The sequence below is a fragment of the Notoacmeibacter marinus genome (genome assembly GCF_002238045.1).
GTDB lineage: Bacteria > Pseudomonadota > Alphaproteobacteria > Rhizobiales > Rhizobiaceae > Notoacmeibacter > Notoacmeibacter marinus.
The window spans coordinates 861,487-886,632 of the sequence record NZ_NBYO01000002.1 but is presented as its reverse complement, the minus strand read 5'-3'; the positions used below and the strand labels follow the sequence as shown (position 1 = coordinate 886,632).

Annotated in this window: 20 protein-coding genes, 1 tRNA gene and 1 pseudogene; 10 read left to right on the top strand and 12 right to left on the bottom strand. The window is 60.8% G+C overall.

Annotation, left to right across the window (positions count from 1 at the left end; all coding sequences use genetic code 11):
• A tRNA-Met gene (locus B7H23_RS12325) sits at positions 1-77 on the top strand.
• A 197-nt stretch (positions 78-274) separates the two neighbouring features.
• Here B7H23_RS12325 and B7H23_RS16355 read toward each other — a convergent pair.
• The 4 genes and pseudogenes from B7H23_RS16355 to B7H23_RS12305 form a co-directional block, all read right to left on the bottom strand.
• Positions 275-658 (bottom strand): annotated as a pseudogene (locus B7H23_RS16355) (integrase core domain-containing protein); the annotation flags it as partial.
• A 353-nt stretch (positions 659-1,011) separates the two neighbouring features.
• Positions 1,012-2,364 (bottom strand): CAP domain-containing protein, encoded by a 1,353-nt coding sequence (locus tag B7H23_RS12315; RefSeq protein ID WP_206608900.1) that lies wholly within the window; start codon positions 2,362-2,364, stop codon positions 1,012-1,014.
• 98 nt (positions 2,365-2,462) lie between these two features.
• On the bottom strand, positions 2,463-3,821 hold the full coding sequence (locus B7H23_RS12310; protein WP_094077662.1) for an HlyD family type I secretion periplasmic adaptor subunit: 1,359 nt from the start codon (positions 3,819-3,821) through the stop codon (positions 2,463-2,465).
• A gap of 14 nt (positions 3,822-3,835) precedes the next feature.
• The gene (locus tag B7H23_RS12305) at positions 3,836-5,632 is read right to left on the bottom strand and encodes a type I secretion system permease/ATPase (RefSeq protein ID WP_094077661.1); all 1,797 of its coding nucleotides are present in this window, start codon (positions 5,630-5,632) and stop codon (positions 3,836-3,838) included.
• A gap of 559 nt (positions 5,633-6,191) precedes the next feature.
• Here B7H23_RS12305 and B7H23_RS12300 point away from each other — a divergent pair.
• Positions 6,192-7,946 (top strand): hypothetical protein, encoded by a 1,755-nt coding sequence (locus tag B7H23_RS12300; protein WP_143534769.1) that lies wholly within the window; start codon positions 6,192-6,194, stop codon positions 7,944-7,946.
• A gap of 186 nt (positions 7,947-8,132) precedes the next feature.
• On the opposite strand, the gene B7H23_RS12295 is transcribed toward B7H23_RS12300, so the two are convergent.
• From B7H23_RS12295 to B7H23_RS12280, 4 genes are all read right to left on the bottom strand, one after another.
• The gene (locus B7H23_RS12295; protein ID WP_094077659.1) at positions 8,133-8,816 is read right to left on the bottom strand and encodes an EF-hand domain-containing protein; all 684 of its coding nucleotides are present in this window, start codon (positions 8,814-8,816) and stop codon (positions 8,133-8,135) included.
• 161 nt (positions 8,817-8,977) lie between these two features.
• Positions 8,978-10,087: an ATP-binding protein gene (locus B7H23_RS12290; protein ID WP_094077658.1), complete on the bottom strand. Its 1,110-nt coding sequence runs from the start codon at positions 10,085-10,087 to the stop codon at positions 8,978-8,980.
• A gap of 35 nt (positions 10,088-10,122) precedes the next feature.
• Positions 10,123-10,818 (bottom strand): response regulator, encoded by a 696-nt coding sequence (locus B7H23_RS12285; RefSeq protein WP_094077657.1) that lies wholly within the window; start codon positions 10,816-10,818, stop codon positions 10,123-10,125.
• 178 nt (positions 10,819-10,996) lie between these two features.
• Positions 10,997-11,467, bottom strand: coding sequence for an SH3 domain-containing protein (locus B7H23_RS12280; RefSeq protein WP_158215834.1), 471 nt, complete (start codon positions 11,465-11,467; stop codon positions 10,997-10,999).
• 422 nt (positions 11,468-11,889) lie between these two features.
• Here B7H23_RS12280 and B7H23_RS12275 point away from each other — a divergent pair, with 422 nt between their 5' ends.
• Together B7H23_RS12275 and B7H23_RS12270 are read left to right on the top strand one after the other, a co-directional pair.
• Positions 11,890-12,150, top strand: coding sequence for a hypothetical protein (locus tag B7H23_RS12275; protein ID WP_094077655.1), 261 nt, complete (start codon positions 11,890-11,892; stop codon positions 12,148-12,150).
• Positions 12,151-12,280: 130 nt separating this feature from the next.
• Positions 12,281-12,892 carry a COG3904 family protein gene (locus B7H23_RS12270; protein ID WP_193791515.1) on the top strand — a complete coding sequence of 204 codons (612 nt, stop codon included), beginning with the start codon at positions 12,281-12,283 and terminating at the stop codon, positions 12,890-12,892.
• An 8-nt stretch (positions 12,893-12,900) separates the two neighbouring features.
• Here B7H23_RS12270 and B7H23_RS12265 read toward each other — a convergent pair whose 3' ends face one another.
• The 3 genes from B7H23_RS12265 to B7H23_RS12255 all read right to left on the bottom strand — a co-directional run bounded on the left by B7H23_RS12265 (position 12,901) and on the right by B7H23_RS12255 (position 15,718).
• A complete protein-coding gene (locus B7H23_RS12265) occupies positions 12,901-13,920 on the bottom strand; it encodes a FecCD family ABC transporter permease (protein WP_206608899.1) in 1,020 nt (339 codons plus the stop codon).
• A 64-nt stretch (positions 13,921-13,984) separates the two neighbouring features.
• Positions 13,985-14,923, bottom strand: coding sequence for an ABC transporter substrate-binding protein (locus B7H23_RS12260; RefSeq protein WP_094077653.1), 939 nt, complete (start codon positions 14,921-14,923; stop codon positions 13,985-13,987).
• Positions 14,924-14,938: 15 nt separating this feature from the next.
• Complete coding sequence (locus B7H23_RS12255; protein WP_338044353.1) at positions 14,939-15,718, bottom strand: ABC transporter ATP-binding protein; 780 nt, start codon at positions 15,716-15,718, stop codon at positions 14,939-14,941.
• A 583-nt stretch (positions 15,719-16,301) separates the two neighbouring features.
• Here B7H23_RS12255 and B7H23_RS12250 point away from each other — a divergent pair.
• Genes B7H23_RS12250 through B7H23_RS12225 form a run of 6 tightly spaced genes read left to right on the top strand, consistent with a single transcriptional unit; the run spans position 16,302 to position 22,368 of the window.
• Positions 16,302-17,051, top strand: a complete 750-nt coding sequence (locus B7H23_RS12250) for a FadR/GntR family transcriptional regulator (RefSeq protein ID WP_240535098.1) — start codon at positions 16,302-16,304, stop codon at positions 17,049-17,051.
• Entirely contained in the window at positions 17,044-18,207 is a 1,164-nt protein-coding gene (locus B7H23_RS12245; protein WP_094077651.1) for a PLP-dependent transferase, read from the top strand. Before B7H23_RS12250 ends, B7H23_RS12245 begins: the two co-directional genes overlap by 8 nt.
• A 48-nt stretch (positions 18,208-18,255) precedes the next feature.
• On the top strand, positions 18,256-19,512 hold the full coding sequence (locus B7H23_RS12240; protein ID WP_420814486.1) for an ABC transporter substrate-binding protein: 1,257 nt from the start codon (positions 18,256-18,258) through the stop codon (positions 19,510-19,512).
• 23 nt (positions 19,513-19,535) lie between these two features.
• Positions 19,536-20,444 (top strand): carbohydrate ABC transporter permease, encoded by a 909-nt coding sequence (locus B7H23_RS12235; protein ID WP_240535097.1) that lies wholly within the window; start codon positions 19,536-19,538, stop codon positions 20,442-20,444.
• Between the two features lie 13 nt (positions 20,445-20,457).
• Positions 20,458-21,303, top strand: coding sequence for a carbohydrate ABC transporter permease (locus B7H23_RS12230; RefSeq protein ID WP_094077648.1), 846 nt, complete (start codon positions 20,458-20,460; stop codon positions 21,301-21,303).
• A 9-nt stretch (positions 21,304-21,312) separates the two neighbouring features.
• Positions 21,313-22,368: an ABC transporter ATP-binding protein gene (locus tag B7H23_RS12225; RefSeq protein WP_094077647.1), complete on the top strand. Its 1,056-nt coding sequence runs from the start codon at positions 21,313-21,315 to the stop codon at positions 22,366-22,368.
• 110 nt (positions 22,369-22,478) lie between these two features.
• Here the strand turns inward: B7H23_RS12225 and B7H23_RS12220 are convergent, their stop codons facing one another.
• Positions 22,479-25,142 carry a nitrate reductase gene (locus tag B7H23_RS12220; protein ID WP_094077646.1) on the bottom strand — a complete coding sequence of 888 codons (2,664 nt, stop codon included), beginning with the start codon at positions 25,140-25,142 and terminating at the stop codon, positions 22,479-22,481.
• Positions 25,143-25,146 lie beyond the last annotated feature (4 nt).

Genomic DNA, 25,146 nt, shown 5'->3' with positions numbered 1-25,146 from the left:
CGCGGGGTGGAGCAGCCCGGTAGCTCGTCAGGCTCATAACCTGAAGGTCGTAGGTTCAAATCCTACCCCCGCAACCAAACATTCCCCCAAGAATACAACTACCTCCAGATGTCGCATCGGTAACGCCGACATCGCTGAAATCCCAGATTATCGCTATCCCGGCCGTGTCCGCGCGAGGTATGGCCTGCCGGCATACCGCAGCCGCTCTGCCAGCCGTAGACAACGATCTGATTTGGTCACGCCGGCGCATATCAAGGAACAGTCTTCGTCTCATTTATAAGCGCGTCGCATCCTCCCAACATGCCATGCTGACGGTGTCAGATACCCTGACCTGCCACTGAACCTGCGACCGGAGTTCGGTTAGTGTCGACGCGCCGCTCGGCGGGGGTTGAGCAATCGCCCGACGGACGGAGCTTTCTTCTCGCGCGGCGGGACCAGCGATTGCGTCGGTCGAAGTCCACGCGATATCGGTCTGCGGTTGATAGTCCAGTGCCGAATGGGGAGGCGCAATCTTGTCGCCAGCTGCCGAGGCTGCGATCACCACACGGGTATCGGTTAGATTGAGAACTATGGTCTCGTTGAGCAGTTCGTCACGCATCTGGCCATTGAAACTCTCCACGAACCCGTTCTGCATCGGCTTGATAACGGCGATGTGGCGGCAGCGAACACTGTTGTTCTGGCACTACATCTCAGGACCGCACGCGATGTCATTTCCCGCGTAATTTTCGCTGACAATCATGTCGAGCCTCCACGCTTTCGCATCAGCTCACCCAGTTCGGCGGTCGTTCGTCGCTCGGGCATGGACCGATCCACGCTCGTGACCAAGGCTTCGAAGGTCCAATCATCCGCGATGAAGAGCGCTCAGAACCGCTGACCTCGAAACAGGGCGTCTAAGGCGAAGTCCGGTTGCTCATATTGGCCGGCCCGGTGCTGGTGGGAACCCGAAAAGACGGCGGCCGGATTTGCCGGCCGCCGTCCATCTTATTATCGGCAAAGGCGCCGTTGTCTTCGTCAGGCGACCATCATGTCGTCGAAGAGATGCCAGGACGGCATGGCGTCATTGGCGATGCTGCCGAACGGATCGTTGTCCTGCATATCGTCCATGTCCATCCGGTCCGCGCTCATGCCGCAACCAGCGACATCGCGCTGTTCACCGGCCTGACCGCTTTCCGACGGCGATCCGTTCGCAAAGAACGAATCGATGTCCGGAAACGCGATCTGACCCGGCTTTGCGTCGGACCCTGCCCGAATTGCATCTGCGCCATCGGCGAAGATCTGGTCCATCAACCAATTCAACAGAACGCCGGGATCGTCGCTATCGGGACGTTCCGACCCGGCGCCGGCAGTTGTCGTTGGAGGCGTTTCGGTCCCCGGCTGCGCGGTAACCGGGGTTGCACCATCGGGCTGAGTCGTCGTGGGTGTCTCGACCGGTCCGGCGGTCTGGTCCGTCGGCGGCGTCGTGCCACTGCCGGGCGTTGCGGTCTGGTCGGTCGGTGGCGTCGTGCCGCTGCCAGGCGTTGCCGTCTGCTCCGCCGGGGTTGTCGTCGGGGCAGGGGTGGTCGGCTCGCCCTCCGCCGGGGTCGGTGTGGTCGCCGGCGTCGTCGAAGCGGTGGCAGGGGTTTCCAGATCGCTATTGATGTCGACCTTGACATTCTTGCCGTCAACGGTGACCGATTTCTCGATCACGCCGGTCAGTTTTCCTCCAGAATAGCGGACGGTATAGTCTCCGTCAGCCAACGCAACCTGGTAACCGCCAGCGTCCATAGTGGTCGTCTCGACGCTTTTCCCGGCCTTATCGACCACTTCGACCTTAATGCCGGCGAGACCTTCGCCGATATCGTAGAAATTGTCGTCATCGTTGTCGTCGAAGGCAACGCCCGTCAGGTAATGCTTTCCCTGATCGGAGAAGTTCTGGGTGTGCAGGAAGGCCTTGTCGTAATACTGGCCGTTCTGGACCCAGTCGCCCGTCACCTCGCCGATTCCGGCTTCGCTCCAGTCGGGGTTAAGAATATTGGCCAGATGGCCGGGAGAGCGAAGCAGGCCGACATGGGCCTCGTCGACGACGGCCTGCCGGTCGACATTCGTCATTCCGGAAGACCAGGAGCCCGCGATATTTTCGCCGACTGGCCCGCCCTTCCAGCCAGCGGCCGCCGCTCGATCATCCTGTTGCGAGCCGCCAGCACCCGTATGGGAGAAGGTATCGGTCCGCTCCATCCAGGCCGAATGGCCCCGCGCGCCCTCGAGCAGCGTGCTGTTCATGGCAAGCGGTTCGAGGGGTTTGTCGGAATTGTTGCCGAGGTTGAAACCATACTTTTGTGAAGCGGCTGCCGGATCGGCGCGCGCCGCATTCACAAGTTCGAGCATGTATTGTTCATGTGCAGTCGGATTAGCCATTCTATCCTCCTAAGGTTGAAGATGGCCTCGTAGTACGACCCGCCTCATGCAGGCCGTTGGGGGAACCCTCACTCTTCCCGAAACGCTCGCACGAGCTGGTCGGCAAACGGTTTCGTGAGATAGCTGAGGGCTGTTCGGGACCCGGTTCGGACCAGTATCTCGGCTGGCATTCCGGGCGTCAGGGCGGTCTCGGTGAGCTGGTTCGACACGGTTTCGGTCGGTCGCAACCGAACGAGGAAATATTGGGCTCCGGTGCGTTCGTCTTCGGAGACATTGGGGGCGATCGAGTAAAGCGTGCCGTCCACTTCCGGCGTCGTACGCTGATTGAATGCGGTAAAGCGGATCTTTGCGTCCTGCCCGACGGCGATCTGGTCTATATCGGTGGCCGCGACCTTGGCCTCGACGATCAGCTGTTCGTCGTGGGGCACGATCTGCATGATCTCCTGGCCCGGTGCGATGACCGCGCCTACCGTATGAACTTCAAGGCGATGGACGGCGCCCGATTGCGGCGCTTTTATCTGCAGCCGTCGCAGCTGATCGTCGGCAGCGACCTTTCGCTCGAGAAGTTCGGACAGCGCGGTCTCCGTCTTGCCGAGGTCTTCCAGCACTTCTTCGTGGAATTCCTCGCGCAATTGAAAGATCTGCATGCGGGTTTCGCTGATGCGACTTTTCGCGCGGGCAATGGCGGCGGCCAGTTCGCCCTTTTCGCCCTTCAGACGCGCCACCTCACGTTCGGCTGCCATCTGCTGACGCGTCGTCACCAGCTTCTTCTTCTCAAGGCCGCTCAGAATATCGAGCTCCTTGTCCGCCAGCTCCAGTTCGCTCGATTTGGCGGCCAGTTGAGCTCGAAGTCCCTGGATCTCTTCTCCGATTTGTCCGATTCGCTGTTGCAACTGGTCGGACTGGCCATCCGTCGTCTGTCGGCGCGCCCGGTAGAGATTGCGCTCGCCTTCGACGATCTCGTGCCGGTCCCTGGTTGCGGATATATCGGCCAGCGCTTTGTTTAAGGCCGCCTCGTCCCCGCCGTTCCGCTCCACCAGCAATCGCGACCGGCGCGCCGACAGTTCGGCAATACGGCCCGCGATGATCCCGCGATCGGCCTTTATCGCCGTGCCGTCGAGCTGCATAAGCAACTGTCCCGCCTCGACCCTATCGCCGTTACCGACAGCGATCTCCGCGACAATCCCGCCTTCCGCATGCTGAACACGCTTGATGTTGGATTCGACAGCCACCTGGCCGCTGCCAAGGACGGCGCTCGACAAAGACGCCATCGCCGCCCAGCCGCCAAATCCGAAGACGAGCGCGACGGCCAGTGCTGCGCCTACCGCCAGATAGTGCCGTATTGCGCGAAATGTGGCTGTCGCATCCCCTTGGGTGCGATCCGTCGCGCCGAGGCTTACGCTCTTATCGGTGGCTTTTCCGCTCATCGCCGTTGCTCCCCTCACTCTGCCGCTGCCGTGACCGGCGTGACGAGGCCGGCAGCGGTTTCGCGCGTGCGGTTCAATCGGTCCTTGGTGTCGAAGACGAGCTGGCGGCCGCGATCGATCATCAGGATATGGCTGACGGCCTCGACCGCGCTCGGACGGTGCGCCACCACTACGACGATCGAACCATGGCTCCGCATCGTCTCGATGGCTTTGGTCAGGGCCTTCTCGCCAGCCTGGTCGAGATTGGAGTTCGGCTCATCGAGCAGGATCAGGAACGGCTTGCCGTAGAGCGCGCGGGCCAGGCCGATGCGTTGGCGTTGGCCGACGGAAAGGATGTGGCCACCTTCGCCGATCTCGGTGTCGTATCCCTCAGCCAGGCTGACGATGAGATCGTGGACGCCGGCCAGCTTTGCCGCTTCGATGATATCGCCGTCGCTCGCCGCCGGATCGAGGCGGGCGATGTTCTGGGCGATGGAACCGGCAAAAAGATCGAGGCTTTGCGGCAGATAGCCTATATGAGGCCCGAGCCTGTCCGGATCCCAATGCTCCAGCATGGCGCCGTCCAGCCGAATATCTCCGCGGATCGTTGGCCAGATACCGGCCATGGCCCGCACCAGGGTGGATTTGCCGCTGCCGCTCGGCCCGAGAATTCCGAGCGCGTCACCGGCGTTGAGCGTAAAATCCACTCCCAGGATCGTTGGCGCAGAGGATGCTGGCGGACTGACCGCCACGCCGGAAAGCCGCAATGTCTTGCATGGCGCCGGCAAAGCGGTTGTCGCTCTGTGTTCGGGTCGCTTCAGAAGAGATTTCAGCCTCTGCGAACTCTGCCGCGCGGCCAGGAAGCCGCGCCAATTGCCGACGGCCAGCTCGATCGGCGCAAGGGCGCGCGACAGGATGATGGATGCGGCGATGATCGTTCCCGGCGATACCTCCTGCAAGATCGCCAGCCAGGCGCCCGCGGCAAGCATGGCCGACTGCATGAAGAGGCGCAGCGCCTTGGTGACCGATGATAGGACGCCGGTACGGTTGCTCGCCCGACCGTTCAATTGCAGATAGGTCGAAGCGATTTCGCTCCACCGGCGCTCCAATTCGCCGGTCATGCCCATGGCGCGCGCCGTTTCGGCGTTCTTCTGGCTGCTGCCGGCCATATGGCTGCGGCGCGCCTGCAGGACCGACGCTTCGTCCACCAGACCGCGATTGATGAATTCGCTCACAATGGCGATGGCCAGCAGGATTGCCGCTCCGCCGGCAGCTATCAGGCCGAGAACAGGATGAAAGACGAAAATGACGGCGAGGAAGATCGGCGTCCACGGCATGTCGAAGAATGCCAGGGGACCTGTGCCTGAAAGGAATTTGCGGACCGTATCCATGTCTCGCACCAGCGACGATGACCGCTCTTGCGAGCGCCCTTCCAACGGCTGTGCGAGGATGGTCTGGAAAACCGTCGGCGAAAGTCGCTGGTCGAGATACTCGCCGGCCTTGATGAGGATACGGGAGCGCAGGACTTCGAATAGGGCGTAGAAAATGTAGAGACCGGTTACCAGCAGAAGCAGGGCAATGAGTGTCGGTATGCTGCCGCTTGTCAGGACGCGATCGTAGATCTGCATCATGAAGAGCGGTCCCGTGAGCATCAGCAGGTTGATGATGCAGCTGAAAAGCGCGACGCCGAGAAACGCCGAGCGGCAATGCGCCAGAATGCTCCTGAGGGACAGATCGGCGCCCGTGCCGGGTGAGACATGCACGGCCCGATCCAGAGCGACCCCATCGGTGCGGAACGAGCTTGCCGGTTTTGTCTGAGTGGTCGGCTGCATCGGATTGCGCACCTTCTCTGTTCTTCTGCAGTCAGCAAAAGCGATTGATGGGTCGGTCGTTTTTCAAAGGGGAAGGCCGAAGAGCCCCGTTTCAAAATCGTGGGCAGCCGATACTCTGGCGCCTTTTCTCCGGCTTTCGCGTCGTCCGGCTCGACGCCGTTATCGGAGCCGGCTCACCGGTATCCGAAGCACCCGTGGATGAATCGGTACCCGCTTTGGCCCCCGCGTGCCCGACAGGGTCAAATCTGTCTTATTGGCGATATCCCGGCCTCGCAGGTTCGCCGCTCGATGGAAGTCCAGACCCATTGCTATCGTCCCCGTTTCTTGACCCTGAGAGCGTGCTCTCTGGGATATGGCGCGGACAGGTCGATCCTGTTGCGCAACAAGGAGACTCTGGGGGAATTGTGAGCCAAATGTGGTGCTTACGAGAGCTTACGGTTAGCCGAAACGGTTCTAACCACCGCTCCGAAGCGATGCTGTATTTACGCCCACTTTTGCTGGAACCCTCTGACCGTCGCCGCTCAATTTGAAACCGTTACGCATATGGAAAGTGACACATTTGAAACGTCGTGAACCGCCGTCAGATCGCCGTCGCTTTCCTGGAACAGCAGACACCGACGTTGAAAAACCGGTCGTAGAGGCTGGCGCCATGCTTCCGAATCGGTTGGCGGATGCCTCACCCGCTTCGAGCGACCCTCAGCCGAAATGCGCCTCACTCGATCTTTTTTCCGCAGATGCCATTCATCGCCAGCTGGACAGGATCGTTGCCAGCGACGAGTTTCGTCAGTCGCGCCGCCTATGTGCGTTTTTGCAATTCATTGTGGGAGAAACGCTTGCCGGGCGTGCGGCAACGCTCAAGGAACTGGTGATCGCGCAGGAAGTCTTCGATCGAAGCCACGATTTCGATCCGCGCGACAGTTCCGTCGTCCGGGTCGAAGCGGGGCGGCTACGCTCGCGTCTTGAGAAGTTCTACAAGGCTACCGGCAGCGACCACGAACTCGTGGTGGACCTGCCCAAAGGCAGCTATGTTCCTGTTTTCCGGCGGACTGGCGAGAGACTTTCGGGGAAGGAGGATGCGCTGGCCGCTGGAACGGCTCCTGCTTTCGCGCCAACACAGGACGGACAGCGGATAAGTGTTATTTTGGCCTGCACGGTGCGCCCTGGTTCCGAAAAACTTGCCGACGATCCTGGCTTTGCTTCGTCGCCGAATGCCGGAACGGCTTTGCTCAGGAGCACGGTGGAATCGACGCTCCCCGATTTCGTCGGTCGGATCGTTGCATCCGACGACCATGCGGTCATTGCCGAATTCCAGAGTGCGAGCGATGCTATAGGGGCGGCATTCGCGATCCAGGCGAATGTCGAGGATGTCGTCGCGACATGGGATACTCACGCCAAAATGTCGGCCTCGATAGGCATCCACATCGATACGCTCCATTTTGAGGGCGACAATCTGCATGGACCTGCGGTCGTTGAAGCCAGACATCTGATGAAGCTGCCGGAACTGGCGACCATTGCCATATCCGGTACCGTCTATGAGTCGCTGAGTATGCAGGACGCCAACCGCTTTCATTTCCTTGGATCGCAACTTGCGGCAGACGGCCAGCGGCGCTATCGCGCCTATGCGATGGTACCATCGGCCAATGGTCACAAGAGCGATGACACGCCAGGTTCCGAACCGGTCGAGACGTTTACCGGGCCGCACTTGCGAGGCTCCAGCACGCCTCGTGGCAATCTCATTTCCGCATCGAGCCGGCGGATTGCCTCGCTCGCTCCGATGACACGTCGAATAGGCATCCGGAAGCAATGGCTGCCTATTGCGGCCCTCCTTGCCTCTGCCTTGGCAGTGGCGCTATCGGTCGATGCAGTGCGGCAGCCTTTTACCCAAGCTTTCGCTGCAACGTTCTCTGCGGATGCCGAGCCTTCGATTGCAGTGTTTCCCCTGCAGGAAATCGGGACGCCACTTGCTGCGGACGCTGTCTCGGAGAGCCTGACGGCCGAGATTATCACCGAACTAACCGGTGTCGAAGGGCTCGCCGTCCGATCCCATGCAGCCACGCAGCCATACCGGGGGCAGATGGTGGACGTTCAGAAGTTCGGGGGCGAGATGGATGTCAGTTATGTGCTTCAAGGCCACGTCCTGAAGGACAACCAACTCCTGCACGTCATGGTCGAGCTCGTCGACGTGACCACGGGTACCAACCGCTGGGCCAGAAGCGTCGATATCCCCTTGACCACCGACAGCGACGTCATGAAAGCCCAGAAAGCCGCGGCGAACGAAATTCGGCGAAACGTGGTCAATGCCCTGAACCAGTAAGCTCGCTCGCCCGCCGGCTGGTTTGTATGAATGGTCGCAAGTGATGGCCCGATGGCCATGCTGACAATTGGTAAATGGCCAGGTTCCGTCGATGCAAACCGCGCGGCTTATCGCACTCGAACGGTTTCGGGGCACTGATCCTTCGATCAGTGCCCCAAGCGTGCCGGCGCCAATCGACTTCGCCGATCAGTTTTCGATGTATTCCTGATAGCTGATCCGACCGTCCCGGTTCTCATCGACCGCCGCGAACATGACCCGGGGTTCGAAGAGAAGTTCACTCTCTTCGCCAGTCTGATCGGCAACGTCGACAGTTTCGTCCTCGATGGCCGGATCGTCTCGTTCGGCCGATGTCGGTTCGTCGTCGGTCGGCTCGCCGGGACAGGCGACAACGCTTTCACCGTCGCAGGACTGCGACAGCAGAACGTCGACGGCCCGTTCCAGATCGATCAGGGCCATACGGTATTCTTCCGGCGACAGGAATCCGTTGCTGTCGGTATCGAAACCGATGAACTCGTCACTGCGGCTATTGACGTAAGCCACCCGCATTTCCTCGAAGGCGATACTGCCGTCGCCATTGGTATCCAGATCGTCGAAATCATCGCTGTAGACGCTCTGGCTGTAGAAGAGCTCCTCGAACGTTCCAAAATCGCACGGCCTGGGCTCATCAGCCATCAGCGCGAACGCGTAGGATTTGGACGCGATGCTGTGTTCATCCTCGGAGATGGCGCCATCGGCATCGGTATCGATCTCGGCAAAGATCATTCTTATTTCCTGCTGAGCCATCGCTGGCGATGTTGCCATTAAGGCGGCCAATGCCGTAAGGCCGGCCAGGCCGAGTTTCGTGGCATGTGAGAGAGTTGTAGCAAACATGGGGGCAAGCTCCTGCTGTAAGATGGTTGTCCGGGCGGGCTCCCGGCGCACTGGTCATCTAGCAGCGGACCATTGGGCGGCTGTGTGAGTAAGATGGAGGAAAGATGGAGCGAGGCGTCTCCAGCCCGATTGTTTGCGACGCCAGAGCACGTGGCTCTTTCTTATCGTTCCTCTTCGGCGGGAAGCGCGATCTCGAATATTGCGCCGCCGCCCGGCCGGTCGGCATAGGTCGCCTCGCCACCGTGACCCCGGCAGATGCTGCGGACCACCGCCAGGCCGAGGCCGGAACCGCCGAAGGCTCGCGAACGTGAAGGGTCTGCCCGCCAGAAACGGTCGAAGATGCGCGCGACCTCCTTTCTATTGAGCCCCGCACCGCGATCCATGACACGCACAAAGGCGGTTCCGTCCGCCGTTCCTGATTCGATCGTCAGATCGCCGCCATCGGACGCGTAGCGCTGGGCGTTTTCCACCAATGCGCCAATCGCCTGCCGGACACGTTCCGGATCGGCGATTGCCGGAGCAGGCTCGAGGTTGGAGTGAACGGCCAGGCCGGCCTCTTCGACCAGTGGCTGGACCGCCTCCATCACGATCTTCGCTTCCTGGCTGAGATCGGTCCGGATCGGCCAGAGTTCCAGCCGTCCATTGCGCGCCAGGGTCAGCGTCCGCAGATCGTCGATAATCCGGCTCAACGTCTCCGTTTGAGCGATCAGTCCGTTCAACGTTCGTTCATCGAGTTCGAACACGCCGTCGGATAGTCCCTGAAGGCGGCCTCTGAGAACCGTCACCGGGGTGCGCAGCTCATGGGCGATCGCTGATGCGCTATCGGCCTGTTCGCGCTGCGCCCGTTCGAGTTCGGCTGCCATGAAATTGAAATCGTGAACGAGCTTCTCGATCTCCAGGGTTTGACGGCCTTTGAACTCGGCTCGCGCGCTGAGATCGCCGGCCGACAAGTTTCGCGCGGTGGAGGCCAAGGCTTCGATCGGCCGGGAAATGCGGCGAGCGAAGCGATAACCGACGAGGCCGCCGATCGCCGAGCCACCAAAAGCAAACAGAATGATCGCCAAGATATCAGACCATGAATCTGTCTCTTCTTGCGGCGGATCTGCAGAAGGCGAATCCGGCCGCTTGTCGATTGCGGCTTCGGGTGCCCCAACATCCGATACGGTTTCGTCCAATATGAACTCTTCGTACATCAGTTCGTCGCTGAGAAGCAGATAGAATGTCAGTCCGAAGAGAATAAAGATCGCGGCGGCCAGGCTCGCGGCGCCCATGGCAAGGGTAAGTCGCCATCGGAGGCTTCGCGCGATCACGTGGTCGGCTCAAGCCGATAACCGACACCTCGCACAGCCTCAAGATAGCCTTCGAGGCCGGCGCGTTGGAGCTTCCTGCGCAAATGGCTGATATGGCTGTCGACCGTGCGGTCGAGAGCGTCGCTTTCCGGCAGGCAGGCGTCGAGCAGTTCGGCGCGGGAGAAGACGCGCTGTGGCGCGCGTATCATATGTTCGAGCAGGCGGTATTCGCTGAGGGTCGTCGAGATCCGCGGCCGCCCCTCTTTGTCCGTCGTGCAGACCGTATGGGCATTGCGGTCCAGCTCCAACCCCCGGCAGCGCAGCAGGCTGGCGCTTGCGGCCTGGCCCTGCGTTCGCCGTAACACGGCTTTGACGCGCTCCACGATCTCCTGAGGATTGAAAGGCTTGACGACGTAGTCGTCAGCGCCGATCCGCAACGCAAGAAGCTTGTCGACATCTTCGGCTCGCGCTGTCGCCATGATAACCGGCGTTGCGCCATGTCGCCGGAACTCCGTCAGCAGATCGAAGCCGTCGCGCTTCGGAAGACCGATGTCGAGGATGACGAGATCGGGCTTCAAATGACGATACTGGCTGAGCGCGCTTTCGCCATCGGCTGCGATCGTCGTGCGGAAACCGTCGCGGCTCAGATAGGCATTGACGATTTCGGCGATCTCGGATTCGTCCTCGACGATGAGAATCAGGGCGTTGTTCATGCTTTCGTTCCCGCCTGAAGTGTTTGCGGCGCGATTGGCGCCTCGTCGAAGCAGCACCGCATTACACCTTCATCGGTCGATTGAACGACGGCACTGCCGGGCTGTCCATGACTTTCTGCCTTTAATGGGAGAACAGGTTGCCGGAAACGCGGCGGCTCACTGGCCCGCGTCCGGTCGCCTATTCGAGTATGTATACCTCATCATCCTCATCGATGATCACGATCGTTTCGTCCTCTTCCCAATCATAGGCGTACCAACGGTCGCGTTCGTCGTAGAACTCGTAGTCGTCGTAATAGTTGTCCCAATAGGATGTGATCTCGAAATGGACGACCGGGATTTCTGCCCGTTCCGCATAGACCGGAACCCGGTAGGTTTGCCCGCTATAGACGATGTCGAGATAGGATGCGGCGGCCCATCCCCGGTGGCGTCCGGCACTTACATCGCACCACGTATAATTCTTGATACAGCCGTGAACATGCACGTGCGAGCCGCGCCGCATGACGGCTACGGCCGGGAATCGCGTGCTCGGTCCTGATCGCAGGTTAAGATCGGAAATCGGATAGGCGGTATCCGTCGCGAACGCTGTGCGCGGAAAGGCGACGACGGAAAGGGAGAGGAGGAGAAGGGCAGCGATACGAGACGGTTTCATGGCGTTTCCTCGGCAATGTCGCATGTGAGGGCAGGGACGCGATGCGCACGAACCAGATCGACGACAGGGGCTACAAAGTCGACATGGCTAGGGGCGTGCGCATCGCTGAGCGGACTTTTCGCTGCAATGCGTCCAAAGACGATGGACGGTCGATGGAGATCGTATGGAGACCGAAAATGGGCGATTGAAACCCGCATGGAGAACATTCTAGTAGGGCCTCGACCGGTTTGACGATGCAAGCGAACACGGAGCCATCGACGCCTCGAAGACTGTTTCGATAGATCGGTCGAAAGCGTCCGTAACGACTGTTCTTTTGTTAGGTTATAACATATCAAAAGCCGTTGACGAACTCGTCAACCATTCTAGGGCCAACCAGATCAAGGTTCCATCGGCCCAGTTGCGAATTCAAGGAGATCGAACATATGAGACACCTTTCCAAATTCGCTGCCTATGCGGCGATTGCCACCGTTCTCAGCGGCTGCGCCACCACGGGCCAGGGCACGCATGCCGCCGTGCCGGAACCGGTAGAACGCAAACATGTCTGCGACGGCCGGAAAGGGAAGTGCGCAGCGATAGCTGGCGGCGCTGCCGTCGGTGCGACGGCGGTGGCGTTGACGGTCGCCGCGGGCGTCTTGTTCGTCACGGTGCTGGTTGCCGGCGTCGGTGGGGAACTGACGAAGTGATCGTCGACGATAAGCATGAGACGCGCCGCCCGGTGATGCCGGGCGGTTGTCGAAACCTGGTGCGGCTGCATCGGAGGCATCGAAACGCGTGAACCATTTGCATTGCTATATTCGAATTCGATGGAAATCCATGGTCTCGGCGCTGCTGGCGATGCCGCTGGCTTTCGGCCTCTCGGCCTGCGCGGACGACTATGATCCCGTCGTCTTCATCGCCGATGGCGATACGCTCATCGTCAACGGCGTCGTCGATGAGCGCGCCCTTCATGCGTTCAACGAAGCGATCCGCCGGCATCCGCAAACCAGGTCTCTTACCCTGGCTTATGTACCGGGCTCGGCGGATGACGATGCAAATCTCATCCTTGCACGCATGGTGCGCTCGATGGGGCTCGACACGATCGTTCCCGAAGGCGGGCTGGTCAGTTCCGGGGGAACGGATCTGTTTCTCGCTGGCGTCAATCGGAGATTGGCACCCAGTGCCTGCATCGGTGTCCACTCATGGGACGAGGACGAGTTGGGCGAGGGAGCCGATCTGCCTAGAAGCGATCCGATCCACCGCGACTATTTGCGGTATTACGACGATATCGGCATCGATCCGGAGTTTTACTGGTTCACCCTCACTGCGGCCTCGGCCGATGGAATGCACTGGATGACGCCGGATGAACTGGCCCGATACGACTTCGGCGAAGTCGATGGCGACGGACGGTCCGGACGGGCGACGAATGCCTATTGCGATAACCTTTGAGAGTAGCCTTATCCGTTGGCGCCCATAGACCGTCGCCTCAGCAGCCAGATGAAGAAGACCCCGCCGACAAGACCGGTGACGATGCCGACCGGCATGTCTTCCGGCGCCATGATCGTGCGTGCGGCGATATCCGCCCAAAGCAATAGAATAGCGCCGAATAGAGCGCAGACGGGGAGCACTTTGCGATAATCGCCGCCGACGATCATGCGGACAATATGCGGCACCATCAGCCCGACAAAGCCGATCACGCCGGAAAAGGCGACCATGACACCGGTGATCAGCGCGCCGGCGACGAAGACTTCGAGGCGAAAGCGCTGGGCGGCAAGGCCGAGCGTGATGGCGGTTTCGTCGCCCGCCGTCATGACGTTGAGATCGCCGGCACGGCCCCATAGCCATGCGCCGCAGAGCATAAGGGCGGCGAGCGGCCATAAGAGATGGGACCATTCCGCAAGGCCGAGCCCGCCCAGCATCCAGAAGACGACCGTATGGGTCGCCTTGGGGTCTCCCAGAAAGATCAGCATATTGGCCAACGCCATGACGATGAAGGAGACGGCAACGCCGGCAAGGACGAGCCTGTCGGCGCTTCCCGCCGCCGCAAGGCGCGTGACGCCGAGGACGACAAGTGTCGCTCCTAACGCGCCAAGAAAAGCGAGCAACGGCACCGTTATCGTACCGAGGAAGAGACCGGTGTGAAGGAGAGCGACAATCGCGCCGAACGCCCCGCCGGACGATATGCCCAGCAGGTGGGGATCGGCGAGCGCGTTGCGCGTCACCGCCTGGAGGCTGGCGCCGACCATGGCGAGCCCCGCCCCGACCAGCATGGCCAGCGCGGCGCGGGGAACACGGATCTGCCATATGATGGAATCGTGCCCGGCTGGCCATGAGGGTTCGACCGCGCCGGGCCATATGTGATTGACCATCACGCCCCAGACCGTGCTCCATGGAATGGATACGGCGCCGACCGAGATCGCGATCGTCAGCGAAATCGAAAGCGCCAGCATGGAACCGGATATGGTCAGGATGCGCATGACCCAAGCGGCCGGCATCGAGCGGGTGCGGCCCGCCGGCTCTGGTGTCCGGTCCGGCAAAGGGTCAGTTCGGCCAGAAGGCGTCGACGAGCTTTTGGACGGCCGAGATATTTCGTGGTCCCGGCGTCGCCTCGACGTAATCCAGCACCACGAAGCGATCGTTGCGGATAGCGGCCAGGGTTGAGAGCGCGGGATTGTTCTTCATGAAGGCGATCTTCTGTTCGGCGGTCACCTCGCCGTAATCGACGATGACGACCAGTTCGGGATTGCGCTCCACGACCGCTTCCCAGTTCACCGTCGCCCAGCTTTTTTCGAAATCGTCCATGATGTTGACGCCGCCCGCTGCCTCGATCAGCGCTGTCGGCATGGCGTAACGTCCGGCCGTGAACGGCGTATCCTCTCCGGAATCGTAGACGAAGACGCGGAGGGGTTCGTTTTCTTCGTCAAGCTCCGCAGTCAGTTCGGCCAGATCGGCCCTGTATCCGTCGACCAGCGCCTGGGCCCGATCCTCGACATCGAATATGCGGCCTAGGTTCAGCAGGTCGTTATACATATCGTCCATCGACACTTTCGGCTTCTGGCCGATATGGATGCAGCTTTCGGTCAGTTCGTAGACCTTGATTCCGAAGGGCGCGAGCGTTTGCGGCGTGACTTCGCCGCCTACCTTCATCCCGTAATTCCAGCCGGCGAAGAAAAAGTCCGCGCCCGCACTCAGAAGCACTTCCTTTGTCGGATATTTCGGCGCCAGTTCGGGCAACTCGCGGATGTCGCGGCGCATCGTCTCGTCGAGCGTCTTCCAGCCCGAAATGCCGGTATAGCCGACCATATGGTCGCGCAGTCCGAGCACCAGCATCATCTCGGTCAGATTGACGTCGTGCGAGATGGCGGCCTTTGGCGGCTCTTCGAAGGCGATCGTCCGGTCGCAGCTTTTCACGGTGGTCGCGGCAGCCGCGCCGCCAGCCATAAGTGTCAGCGCGAGAGCCAGAAGAAACGTCGGTTTCATAACCGCTTGTGATCCTTACAATTGATAGGTGAAATGATCGATATTGCTCGGCATGAGCCGCTCGCGCCGTGCTCTTATCCCGAATGCAAGGGAAACCATGTCATCGGCAAGAACGCGGTCCGGAGGGCCGACGCCAACGGTTTTTCCCTTCGATAGCAGCAGGATATCGTCGCAGACCAGGGCCGCCATGTTCAGATCGTGGAGGCTCGCAACCACTGTCATGTCGAGATCGCGGATCAGATTGATGATTTCCAGTTGATGGCGGATATCGAGATGGTTTGTCGGCTCGTCGAGCACCAGCAGCGCCGGTTCCTGGACGAGCGCCCGCGCGACCATGACCCGCTGGCGCTCTCCGCCCGACAGCGAGCCAAAGCGTCTTGCAGCAAGATGGGCGATATCGAGCCGTTCGAGAGCGCTTTCCACAATGTCGCGGTCGCGCGGTGTGGAAAAGGAAAAACCCGGACGGTGCGGCGTGCGACCGAGATCGACGATGCTGCGAACGGTAAAGGCGAAGTCGACCGCCTGTTCCTGAAGAACCACCGCCACGTTTCGAGCCGCGATACGGGCCGGCATGGACCAGATGTCAACGCCGTCGATCGCGACACGGCCGCTTCGCGGGCGGTAGTAGCGGTAGATCAGCCTCAGAAGCGTGGACTTGCCGGCGCCATTGGCGCCAACCACGCCCAGGACGCTGCCCGCCGCTAGCCTCAGCTGGACCGGATGGAGGACCGGCGCGGCGTGACGAGATGGTGACCAGCAGGCCTCATCGATGTGCAATTCTGCCGCGCGCATCATTCCGACCAGCCCTCCGTCGGGAATATCGATCGGGATTTCATTCGAGAGTTCACGGCGACAAGGAGTCGTTTCGAATTTTCGCCGGCCGCACCGCGAAACATCGGATCCGCCCCTATAGCAACTGCCGCAATGATTGATCGTCGCATAACACTCTTCCAAAAACCGGTCTCCGGCTCGCTGGTAGATGTTATGTTATAACATATCAAGAGGTAAATTTCTGGGAGAGGGTTCTGTATCGGCTTATCCCTGCCTCTCGATCTCCTCGACGCGCGGCATCGAACAGGAGCGAGCGATCTGCTTTCGGTGTGAACTCACGATGCGCAATATGCAAGTCGTCGTGACAGGACGCTAAGCGATTCGTGAAGAGATTACACTCACGCTATTGCAGCAGCAGCAACCCGTCGAGGCAGGCTTGGCTCCGGCATTCCGTCAAAGCCTGCCGGGCATACCGTACCGTGCTGTAGACAGCTGAAACTGGCCGATTTTCCACGTCTAAATTAATGTCTGACATTATACTTGATTTTGTCTGACATTAATGACATGCTCCCTTCATCCGGTAGGGGAGACTCGGACGTTGAAGAATGTGGCCGCCAAATCGGCAAATCGAACAGCTGTAAACAGCATCGGCGATGCGCTCGAGGCGTTGCCATCGGGTAGCACGAGCCGGGATGTGCTGGACGCGCTGTCGCACATGATCGAGGCCAACGGTCTGACGGTCGGCGATCGTCTGCCGCCGGAAATCGAGATCGCCCGTCGGCTCGGCATCGGTCGCGCCAAGGTTCGTGAAGCGTTGACGGCCTGGCAGAATATGGGCCTGGTCGTTCGCAACAAGAAGGCGGGCACGCGGCTTGCCGCGGAGATGTCGTCCAACGCCATCCATCTGCCATTGACGTTGAAGCTCGAGGCGGAAAGCCTGCTGCGAACCCATGCGGTTCGCCGGCCCCTCGAGATCGAGAGCGCGCGGCTGGCCAGCCGCAATCGCACCGATCGGGACTGCCGTATCATTGCCGCGCGCGTGGCCGAACTGATGGCCTCATTCGAGGCGGGCGAAGACTGGCGACCGGCCGATCATCGTTTCCATGGCGCGATTCAGGAAGCGAGCGGCAACCCACTATTCAACCAGTTGATCCAACAAATTCAGGCCGCCTTTAACGAGATCTACGAGGCCCCGTTCGGTCAGCCTCATCTTGGCGAGAACACCATTCCGCTCCATCCCGAACTTGCCGAAGCGATCGTCGCAGGGGACGAGGGCGGAGCGACGCGCGTGATGAGCCGGATCATGGATATGGTGGAGGCCGAAATCCGCAAGGTGATTGGAACGGCGGATGTCTGATCGCCTGACGCCCGAACTTGCGACATTGCTGGCTGCCGCCTTCGACGGCGCGGGCGGAGCGATCACGCCGCCGATCGTCCAGACCTCGCTTTTCGCTTTCGAGACCTATAGCGATTTCGAAGACCGCATGGCCGGCCGCACCAAAGCCGCCATCTATACCAGAGTTCAAAACCCGACCGTCGCCGCGTTCGAGGAACTGATGGCAAAGGCCGAAGCGGGCGATGAAGCGGTAGCGTTCGCTTCGGGAATGGCGGCGGTCACATCCACGCTGCTGGCCTTCTTGAAGCCGGGCGACCGCGTCGCCTGTGTCGAACATGTCTATCCCGATACGTTTCGCCTGATGGAGCGGCTGCTGCGCCCGTTCGGCATCGACATCGCCTACTATCCCCCGAAGCGCTTCGAAGAGGACGAACAGCTTCTGGACGGCGTCAGGCTGGCTTATCTGGAAAGTCCCAGCTCCGTCGTGTTCGAGCCGATGGATCTGTCGACCGTCGCCCGCCATGCCCGAAGACACGGAACGCTGAGCGTCATCGATAATTCCTGGGCAAGCCCCGTTCTCCAGCGGCCGCTATCTCTCGGTATCGATATGGTGCTGCATTCGGCATCGAAATACATATCGGGCCATTCGGACACGGTCGCCGGCGTGGTCGTCGCCTCGCACGATCATGTCGCGCGCATTCGCGATCTCACCCTGCCGCTTCTCGGCGCGAAGCTCGCTCCGTTCGAGGCGTTCCTTCTGACCCGCGGCCTGCGCACGCTGGTTCCGCGAATGAAGCAGCACGAAGCGACCGCCAATCTGTTCGTCGAGCGCTTGTCGAAAGTTCCGCAGGTGCGCCGCGTCCATTCGCCGGGCAAGGGCGATGCACCATGCCTTGAGGGGCGATCCGGGCTGATGTCGATCGAATTCGATGACACCGTCGATATTCCGCGATTCTGCGACGCACTGCGACATTTCCGGCTCGGCGTGAGCTGGGGCGGCTTTGAAAGCCTCGTGCTTCCGGCACGGGTCGGAATCGCCCAGGCGGGAGACCACAATTCCATGCGGTTCTTCGGCGTTTCGCCGAATCTGGTGCGGCTCAATCTCGGACTTGAGGAAGCCGAGGACCTTTGGCGCGATTTCACGGATGCCCTGAACAGCAGCGTGACAGCAGGCTGACCGCCAATCCGATCACCATCACTAGGAGGAGAAGTCGACATGAAACAACTGCTGAAGGGCCTTTTGGCCACTATGCTGCTGGCGTCAACGGCGTCGGTAGCGCTGGCTGAGACCAAGCTGAAGCTGGTCGAAGTCATCACCAGTCCGGAACGCACCGAGGTGCTGCAAAAACTGGTCGACGAATATGAAGCCGCCAATGATGGCGTGACGGTCGAGATCGTCTCGCTGCCCTGGGGAAGCGCATTCGAGAAACTGGCGACCATGGTGTCCGGCGGTGACGTGCCGGATGTCGTCGAGATGCCGGATCGCTGGGCGGCGCTTTATGCCGGTTCCGGCCAGCTCGCCAAGCTCGGCGACCTCGTCGAGAACTGGGAGCACGGCGACACGCTGACCCAGAAGACCATCGACATGGGCACCCAGGCGGGCGATCTCTATATGATCCCCTACGGCTTCTATCTGCGGGCGATGTTCTACAACAAGAAGCTGCTCGAAGAGGCCGGCGTCGAAGCGCCGCCGAAGACCATGGAGGAGTTCAAGGCCGCCGCCGCTGCCGTATCCGAGCTCGACGGAAAATCGGGATACTGCCTTCGCGGTGGGCCGGGCGGGCTGAACGCCTGGGTCATGATGGCCGCCGCCATGAACGGCACCAACGAGTTCTTCACCGAAGACGGCAAGTCGCGCATCAACGAGCCCGGTTCGGTCGAAGGGATTCAGTATCTGATCGATCTCTATCAGAACGGCCATGCGCCGAGAGACAGTGTCAGCTGGGGGTTCAACGAAATCGTCGCCGGCTTCTATTCGGGAACCTGCGCCTTTCTCGACCAGGACCCCGATGCTCTGATCGCAGTGGCGGAACGGATGCCGGAGGAAGACTTCGCGGTGATCCCGATGCCGGTCGGCCCGTCGGGCCAGGCTTTCCCGACAATCGGTTTCGTCGGCTGGTCGATCTTCGAGTCGACCGAACACAAGGATGAATCCTGGAACCTCGTTGCGCATCTTTCCAGCCCCGACGCCAATGCGACCTGGGCCAAGCGCGTCGGCGTTATTCCCGTTCACGAGGGCGCCGACCAGGATCCGTACTTCAAGACCGAGCAGTTCAAGGGCTGGTTCGACACCCTCAATGGCGACGAATACGTCCCGACCGTCATGCCGACCTATCTGGAGCGGTTCGGCTTCTTCGCCGACAGCGTGGTTCTGGAATCGAGCCAGGAAGCGCTTCTTGGTCAGCGAACCGCGCAGGACATCGCCGATGAGTGGGCGGCGTTCCTCACCGACGAATACGCCAAGTGGAAAGCGAAGCAGTGATCGCTCGCGCTCAAGCCAACGCCGTGCCCGGGGCAACCCGGGCCCGGCGCTCGCTCTACCTTCAATATCTGGTGGAGCCGTTTTTCTATCTGTCGCCGGCCATCGTCCTGATCGGCGCGGTGATGATGGTGCCGCTCATTGTCGGCATCTCCTATTCCTTCCAGTCCATCGCGCTGCTCAACCCTTTCGATACCGGATGGGTGGGCCTTCAGAACTATGCAGAGCTCTGGAGCGACCGCAAATTCTGGATCGCGTTGGAAAACACCTTCTTCTGGACGTTCTGGTCGATCCTCTTCCAGTTTCTGCTCGGCCTTGGACTGGCGCTTCTGCTGAACACGGATTTTTTCGGCAAGAAGCTCTTTCAGGCGCTCGTCTTCCTGCCCTGGGCGGTTCCCACCTTTCTGTCGGCGCTGACCTGGGCCTGGCTTTTCAATCCGGTGATCGGGCCGCTGCCGCACTGGATGGCGGCGCTCGGCATACTGTCGGAACCTTACAATATTCTCGGCGACCCGCAGCTTGCAATGTGGGGCCCGATCGCGGCCAATATCTGGTTCGGCGTGCCCTTTTTCGCCATCACCCTGCTGGCCGCCCTGCAATCCATTCCCGGCGAACTCTATGAGGCGGCGGAGATCGACGGCGCGACCGCTTGGCAGAGCTTCACCAAGATCACCCTGCCGTTTCTGGCGCCCATGATCGCCATTACGGTGATGCTGCGGACGATCTGGATCGCCAATTTCGCCGATCTGATCTACGTGATGACCGGCGGAGGCCCGGCCAATTCGACGCAGATCCTCTCGACCTACATCTTCACCACCGCCTTTCGAAAACTCGATTTCGGCTATGCGTCGACGATTGCCGTCGCGCTTCTCGTCATCCTTCTTCTCTACGCGATCGTCCTTCTGTGGCTTCGCAAGAAGCTGGTCAGGATATGAAGGGGAATTAGCCATGACTGCCACCGTCTCCCGACGCAACACCGTTCTGACAATCGGCAAATATGCCGCGCTCGCCTTCTATCTCGGCTTCGCGCTCTTTCCACTCTACTGGCTTCTAAAGATCGCCGTGACGCCGGACACACTGATCTTCTCCGAAGGCACCCGGCTCGTTCCGAGCGCCTTTACCTTCGGCAATTTCATGACGGTCGTGTTTCAGACCGACTTCCTGGCCTATTTCTGGAACTCGCTGATCGTCTCGTTCGGAACCGCCTTCTTCACAACGCTGATCGCGGCCGGCGCCGGCTATGCCTTCTCGCGCTTCTCCTTTGCCGGCAAGCGGCTCATTATCGCGGTGATGCTGATCACCCAGATGTTTCCGCTTCTGATGATCATCGCGCCGATCTACAAGATCGTGGCCGGGCTGGGGCTGCTCAATTCGCTGACGAGCCTGATCATCGTTTATACGGCGTTCAATATTCCGTTTGCGACATTTCTGATGCAGTCCTTCTTCGACGCCATTCCGAAGGATCTGGAAGAGGCGGCGATGATGGATGGCTGCTCGCGCTTTCAGGCGCTGCGCAAGGTCGTCTTTCCGCTGACGCTTCCCGGCCTCGGCGCGACGCTCGGCTTCGTTTTCACCGCCGCCTGGTCGGAGCTGCTTTTTGCACTCATGCTCATCTCGAAGAACGATGCGATGACCTTCCCGGTCGGGCTGCTCACCTTCGTGTCGAAATTTTCGGTCGACTGGGGACAGATGATGGCGGCGGGCGTTCTCGCGCTCATCCCGAGCTGCCTGTTCTTCCTGTTCATTCAACGGTATCTCGTGCAGGGCCTGACGTCCGGCGCGGTCAAGGGCTAGGAGGCCGGCATGGCTCGCATCGAAATGCGCAATATCGCAAAGCGCTACGGTTCCGTCGAAGTGCTGCGAAATGTCGATCTGGAGATCGAGGATGGCGAGTTCATCGTTCTCGTCGGCCCGTCCGGCTGCGGAAAATCTACTCTTCTGCGCATGATCGCCGGTCTCGAACCGATCACCAGCGGCGATCTGCTGATCGGAGACGAGCGCATGAACGATGTGCGCCCGCGCGACCGCGATATCGCCATGGTGTTCCAATCCTACGCTCTTTATCCGCATATGGATGTCGCGCGGAATATGGGTTTCTCCATGGAAATTCGTGGCGAGCCTTCGGACGAGCGTCAGTCGCGGATCGCTTCGGCGGCGCGGACGCTCGGCCTGACCGCGCTGACGGAGCGCCTGCCAAAAGCACTGTCTGGCGGCCAGCGGCAGCGTGTCGCAATGGGTCGCGCCATCGTTCGCGATCCGCGCGCCTTCCTCTTCGATGAGCCGCTTTCCAATCTCGATGCCGCCCTTCGGGTGGAGATGCGGCTCGAGATCGCACGCCTTCACCGGCGCCTCGGCACGACCATGGTTTACGTCACCCACGATCAGGTGGAAGCGCTGACACTGGCGGATCGGATCGTCGTTCTGAACAACGGAGAGGTTCAGCAGGTCGGCGGGCCGCTGGACCTTTATGAAAGGCCGGCCAACAAATTCGTCGCACAGTTCATCGGCTCACCGACCATGAACGTGATCGCCGCCACGGGCGCCGCCTCGACCGTTTTGCTGAACAATGGCGCGACGATCGAACTGCCGGCACCAGGCGATGCATCCGCAGTGGTGGAAATGGGGGTTCGTCCCGAACATATCGATGTGGTTTCGCCAGACGACGGCGACATGACGGGCCGGGCCGAAGTGGTCGAACATCTCGGCTCCGACACGAACATCTATATCGAGGTGGAAGGCGTCGGTCCGCTCATGGTGCGCGAGCACGGGAACATCCCGGCGAAAGCCGGCGATCTGGTCGGATTGCGCGTCCAGCCTCAGAACGTTCATCTGTTCGCACGAAATGGCACGGCGCTCTAGGCTCGCCCGGCTGACCCGCGCCCTGTTCGATGATAAGCGTCTTCTAGCCGTTCGAGAACGTCGAGGCTGTCACCATATTCCGTTCTCTTCCCGTCTGCGGGTCGAGCCGATTACTCGGCGGCGGTGGCTGTTTGGAGGCTCGGCAACAAAGAAGCGATCTCCGTTCGGCACGATCCGCAATTGATGCCGGCACGGGTCGCTTTTCCGATAGCCTCCACATTATGGCAGCCGCTGGCGATCGCGTTCCGGATGGTGTTGGCGCCAACGCTTTCGCAAGCGCAGACAATACGGCCTGTGTCGATACCATGCCGGGCGCAACCCGCCAGGACCTGCCAGCGCTCCGTTGGAGAATAGAGGTGGTCAAGCGCGGCGATGAGCGTATTGCGCGCCAATTGAACGGGTTCCTCTGCAAGGAACACCGCACCGACCAGCCGTTCCCCCTCGAAAAAGGCGAAGCGACGCCGACCATTATCGGCATCGGCATAGCCAATCTCCTGAACGCCGCCGTGTCGCAGGAGATGTCGCGCGAAGGAGGGTAGATCGTCCGGCACGTCTTCGAGCGCAAATTCAGCGCGCCATCCGCCCTGCGTCCGCGCCATTGCAAGATAATCGCAGAGGCCAGCGGGCGGTTTTTCCGGTGAAACAGCGAAGCCGTACAATTTGTGCGAAACGCGGCTCAAGGTTGCAAGGCCGGCTTTCAGGGCCGGCTGGCCGGATACCGGATCGGCCAGCGCCTCGATCAGAGTGCCAATCCTGGCACGGTTGGCGAACTGATCGTTCCAATGCATCGGAACGAAGACTTCGCCGCGGCGAACCCGATCGGTAATGAGAGCGCGTATAAGGATTTCGCCGCGCTCGTTCGACAGTTTGACGATCTGAGCGGGGCTTATGTCCCGAAATGCAGCGTCCGCCGGATGAATTTCGCAAAACGGCTCGGCAATATGCGCATTGAGACGCGGTGCTTTGCCGGTGCGCGTCATGGTGTGCCACTGATCGCGAATGCGGCCGGTGTTGACGCGCAACAGCCTATCCGGCGCGGTCGCGCCTGGCGGTGCTGTAACGGCGACGGCACAGGCCCTGCCATCGGATGTATAAAACCGCCCGTCGCCGAAGAAGCGCGTCTGACGTGTCGGAGCGATCACGTCCGGGGCGGGCCACTGGAAGGGGCGCATTGCGTCATATTCGCTTGTCGTGATGCGGGCGCAGGCACCGATATCGAAATCGCGTTCGCCCGCATTTTCGAAGGCGGACAGTGCGGCATGTTCACGGAAGATGTCGGCCGGTCCCTCATAGTCGAAGGCCTCTACAAAGCCCATGCGTCTGGCGATCTGCGTCATCTGCCACCAGTCGGCACGCGCTAGGCCAGGCGTCGGCAGAACGGTACGCTGGCGACTGATACGCCGCTCCGAATTGGTGACCGTGCCATCCTTCTCTCCCCAAGTGAGCGATGGCAAACGGATATCGGCCAGTCTCACCGTGTCGGTGTCGGTCATCGCATCGGAGACGACCGTGAACGGACAGTTGGCGATGGCCGCCTTTACCGCATCGGCATCCGGCATGGAGACCGCCGGATTGGTACCCATGATCCAGAGCGCCCTGATGCGACCGTCGGCAACCGCGTCGAACAGGTCGACAGCCTTCAGTCCCGGCCTCGTGGCGATGGTGGGGGAGGCCCAGAATCGCTGAACCCGATCCCGATCGGTCGCGCATTCGATCTGCATATGGGCCGCGAGCATATTGGAAAGACCGCCGACTTCCCGTCCGCCCATTGCATTCGGCTGGCCGGTGACGGAAAACGGCCCCATGCCGGCGCGGCCGATCCGGCCCGTCGCCAGATGGCAATTGATGATCGCGTTGACCTTGTCGGTGCCGGAAACGCTTTGGTTGACCCCCTGGCTATAGACCGTCACCACCCGTTCGGTCGTGGCGAAGAGCTCATAGAATTGCTGCAGATCGCGGTGGGAGAGGCCCGTCCTGGTGGAGATGTCCTCCAGGTCGTGCGCGCAGGCCGAAGCGAGCGCCTCGTCCAGTCCGCCAACGCTCCGGCGAATGTAATCATCGCTGAACGAACCCGTCTTCCCAAGATGGGCCAGAAGACCGAGAAACAGAGCGACATCGCCATCCGGCGCGATCTTTAGATGCAGATCGGCGGCGGACGCCGTTTCGGTTCGGCGCGGATCGATCACCACCAGTTTCATCTGCGGACGGCGCGTTCGCGCCGCGACGATCCGCTGATAGAGAACGGGGTGGCACCAGGCCAGATTGGAGCCAACGAGGACGATCAGGTTCGCCAGTTCCAGATCGGCATAGGTGCCGGGTACCGTATCTGCGCCGAAGGCCCTGCGGTGGCCGGCCACCGAACTGGCCATGCAAAGACGCGAATTGGTGTCGATATTGGCCGAACCGACGAAACCCTTCATCAGTTTGTTGGCTACGTAGTAATCTTCTGTGAGGAGCTGGCCCGACAGGTAGAAGGCGACGGAATCCGGCCCGTGCGTTTCAATTGCCTGGGTGAAGCGTTCGGCGACCATATCGAGCGCACGATCCCATGGCGCCGGCTTGCCGTCGATCAGAGGGCGGAGGAGGCGCCCCTCCAGATCGAACGTTTCGCCAAGCGCCGCACCCTTGGAGCACAGGCGTCCGTAATTGGCCGGATGGTCCGGATCACCGGCGATCGACACGTTGCCATCATCATTCCGCGTGGCGAGCACCCCACAGCCGACGCCACAGTAAGGGCAGGTCGACCGGGTCGGGCCGGAGGCTTCGACCGACACGCCG

Excerpts from the sequence above, each read along its gene's own strand:
- B7H23_RS12315 (WP_206608900.1), bottom strand. The coding sequence starts at position 2,364 with ATGCTCGAACTTGTGAATGCGGCGCGCGCCGATCCGGCAGCCGCTTCA.
- B7H23_RS12310 (WP_094077662.1), bottom strand. The coding sequence starts at position 3,821 with ATGAGCGGAAAAGCCACCGATAAGAGCGTAAGCCTCGGCGCGACGGAT.
- B7H23_RS12305 (WP_094077661.1), bottom strand. The coding sequence starts at position 5,632 with ATGCAGCCGACCACTCAGACAAAACCGGCAAGCTCGTTCCGCACCGAT.
- B7H23_RS12295 (WP_094077659.1), bottom strand. The coding sequence starts at position 8,816 with ATGTTTGCTACAACTCTCTCACATGCCACGAAACTCGGCCTGGCCGGC.
- B7H23_RS12290 (WP_094077658.1), bottom strand. The coding sequence starts at position 10,087 with ATGGGCGCCGCGAGCCTGGCCGCCGCGATCTTTATTCTCTTCGGACTG.
- B7H23_RS12285 (WP_094077657.1), bottom strand. The coding sequence starts at position 10,818 with ATGAACAACGCCCTGATTCTCATCGTCGAGGACGAATCCGAGATCGCC.
- B7H23_RS12280 (WP_158215834.1), bottom strand. The coding sequence starts at position 11,467 with ATGAAACCGTCTCGTATCGCTGCCCTTCTCCTCCTCTCCCTTTCCGTC.
- B7H23_RS12275 (WP_094077655.1), top strand. The coding sequence starts at position 11,890 with ATGAGACACCTTTCCAAATTCGCTGCCTATGCGGCGATTGCCACCGTT.
- B7H23_RS12270 (WP_193791515.1), top strand. The coding sequence starts at position 12,281 with ATGGTCTCGGCGCTGCTGGCGATGCCGCTGGCTTTCGGCCTCTCGGCC.
- B7H23_RS12265 (WP_206608899.1), bottom strand. The coding sequence starts at position 13,920 with ATGCGCATCCTGACCATATCCGGTTCCATGCTGGCGCTTTCGATTTCG.
- B7H23_RS12260 (WP_094077653.1), bottom strand. The coding sequence starts at position 14,923 with ATGAAACCGACGTTTCTTCTGGCTCTCGCGCTGACACTTATGGCTGGC.
- B7H23_RS12255 (WP_338044353.1), bottom strand. The coding sequence starts at position 15,718 with ATGATGCGCGCGGCAGAATTGCACATCGATGAGGCCTGCTGGTCACCA.
- B7H23_RS12245 (WP_094077651.1), top strand. The coding sequence starts at position 17,044 with ATGTCTGATCGCCTGACGCCCGAACTTGCGACATTGCTGGCTGCCGCC.
- B7H23_RS12230 (WP_094077648.1), top strand. The coding sequence starts at position 20,458 with ATGACTGCCACCGTCTCCCGACGCAACACCGTTCTGACAATCGGCAAA.
- B7H23_RS12225 (WP_094077647.1), top strand. The coding sequence starts at position 21,313 with ATGGCTCGCATCGAAATGCGCAATATCGCAAAGCGCTACGGTTCCGTC.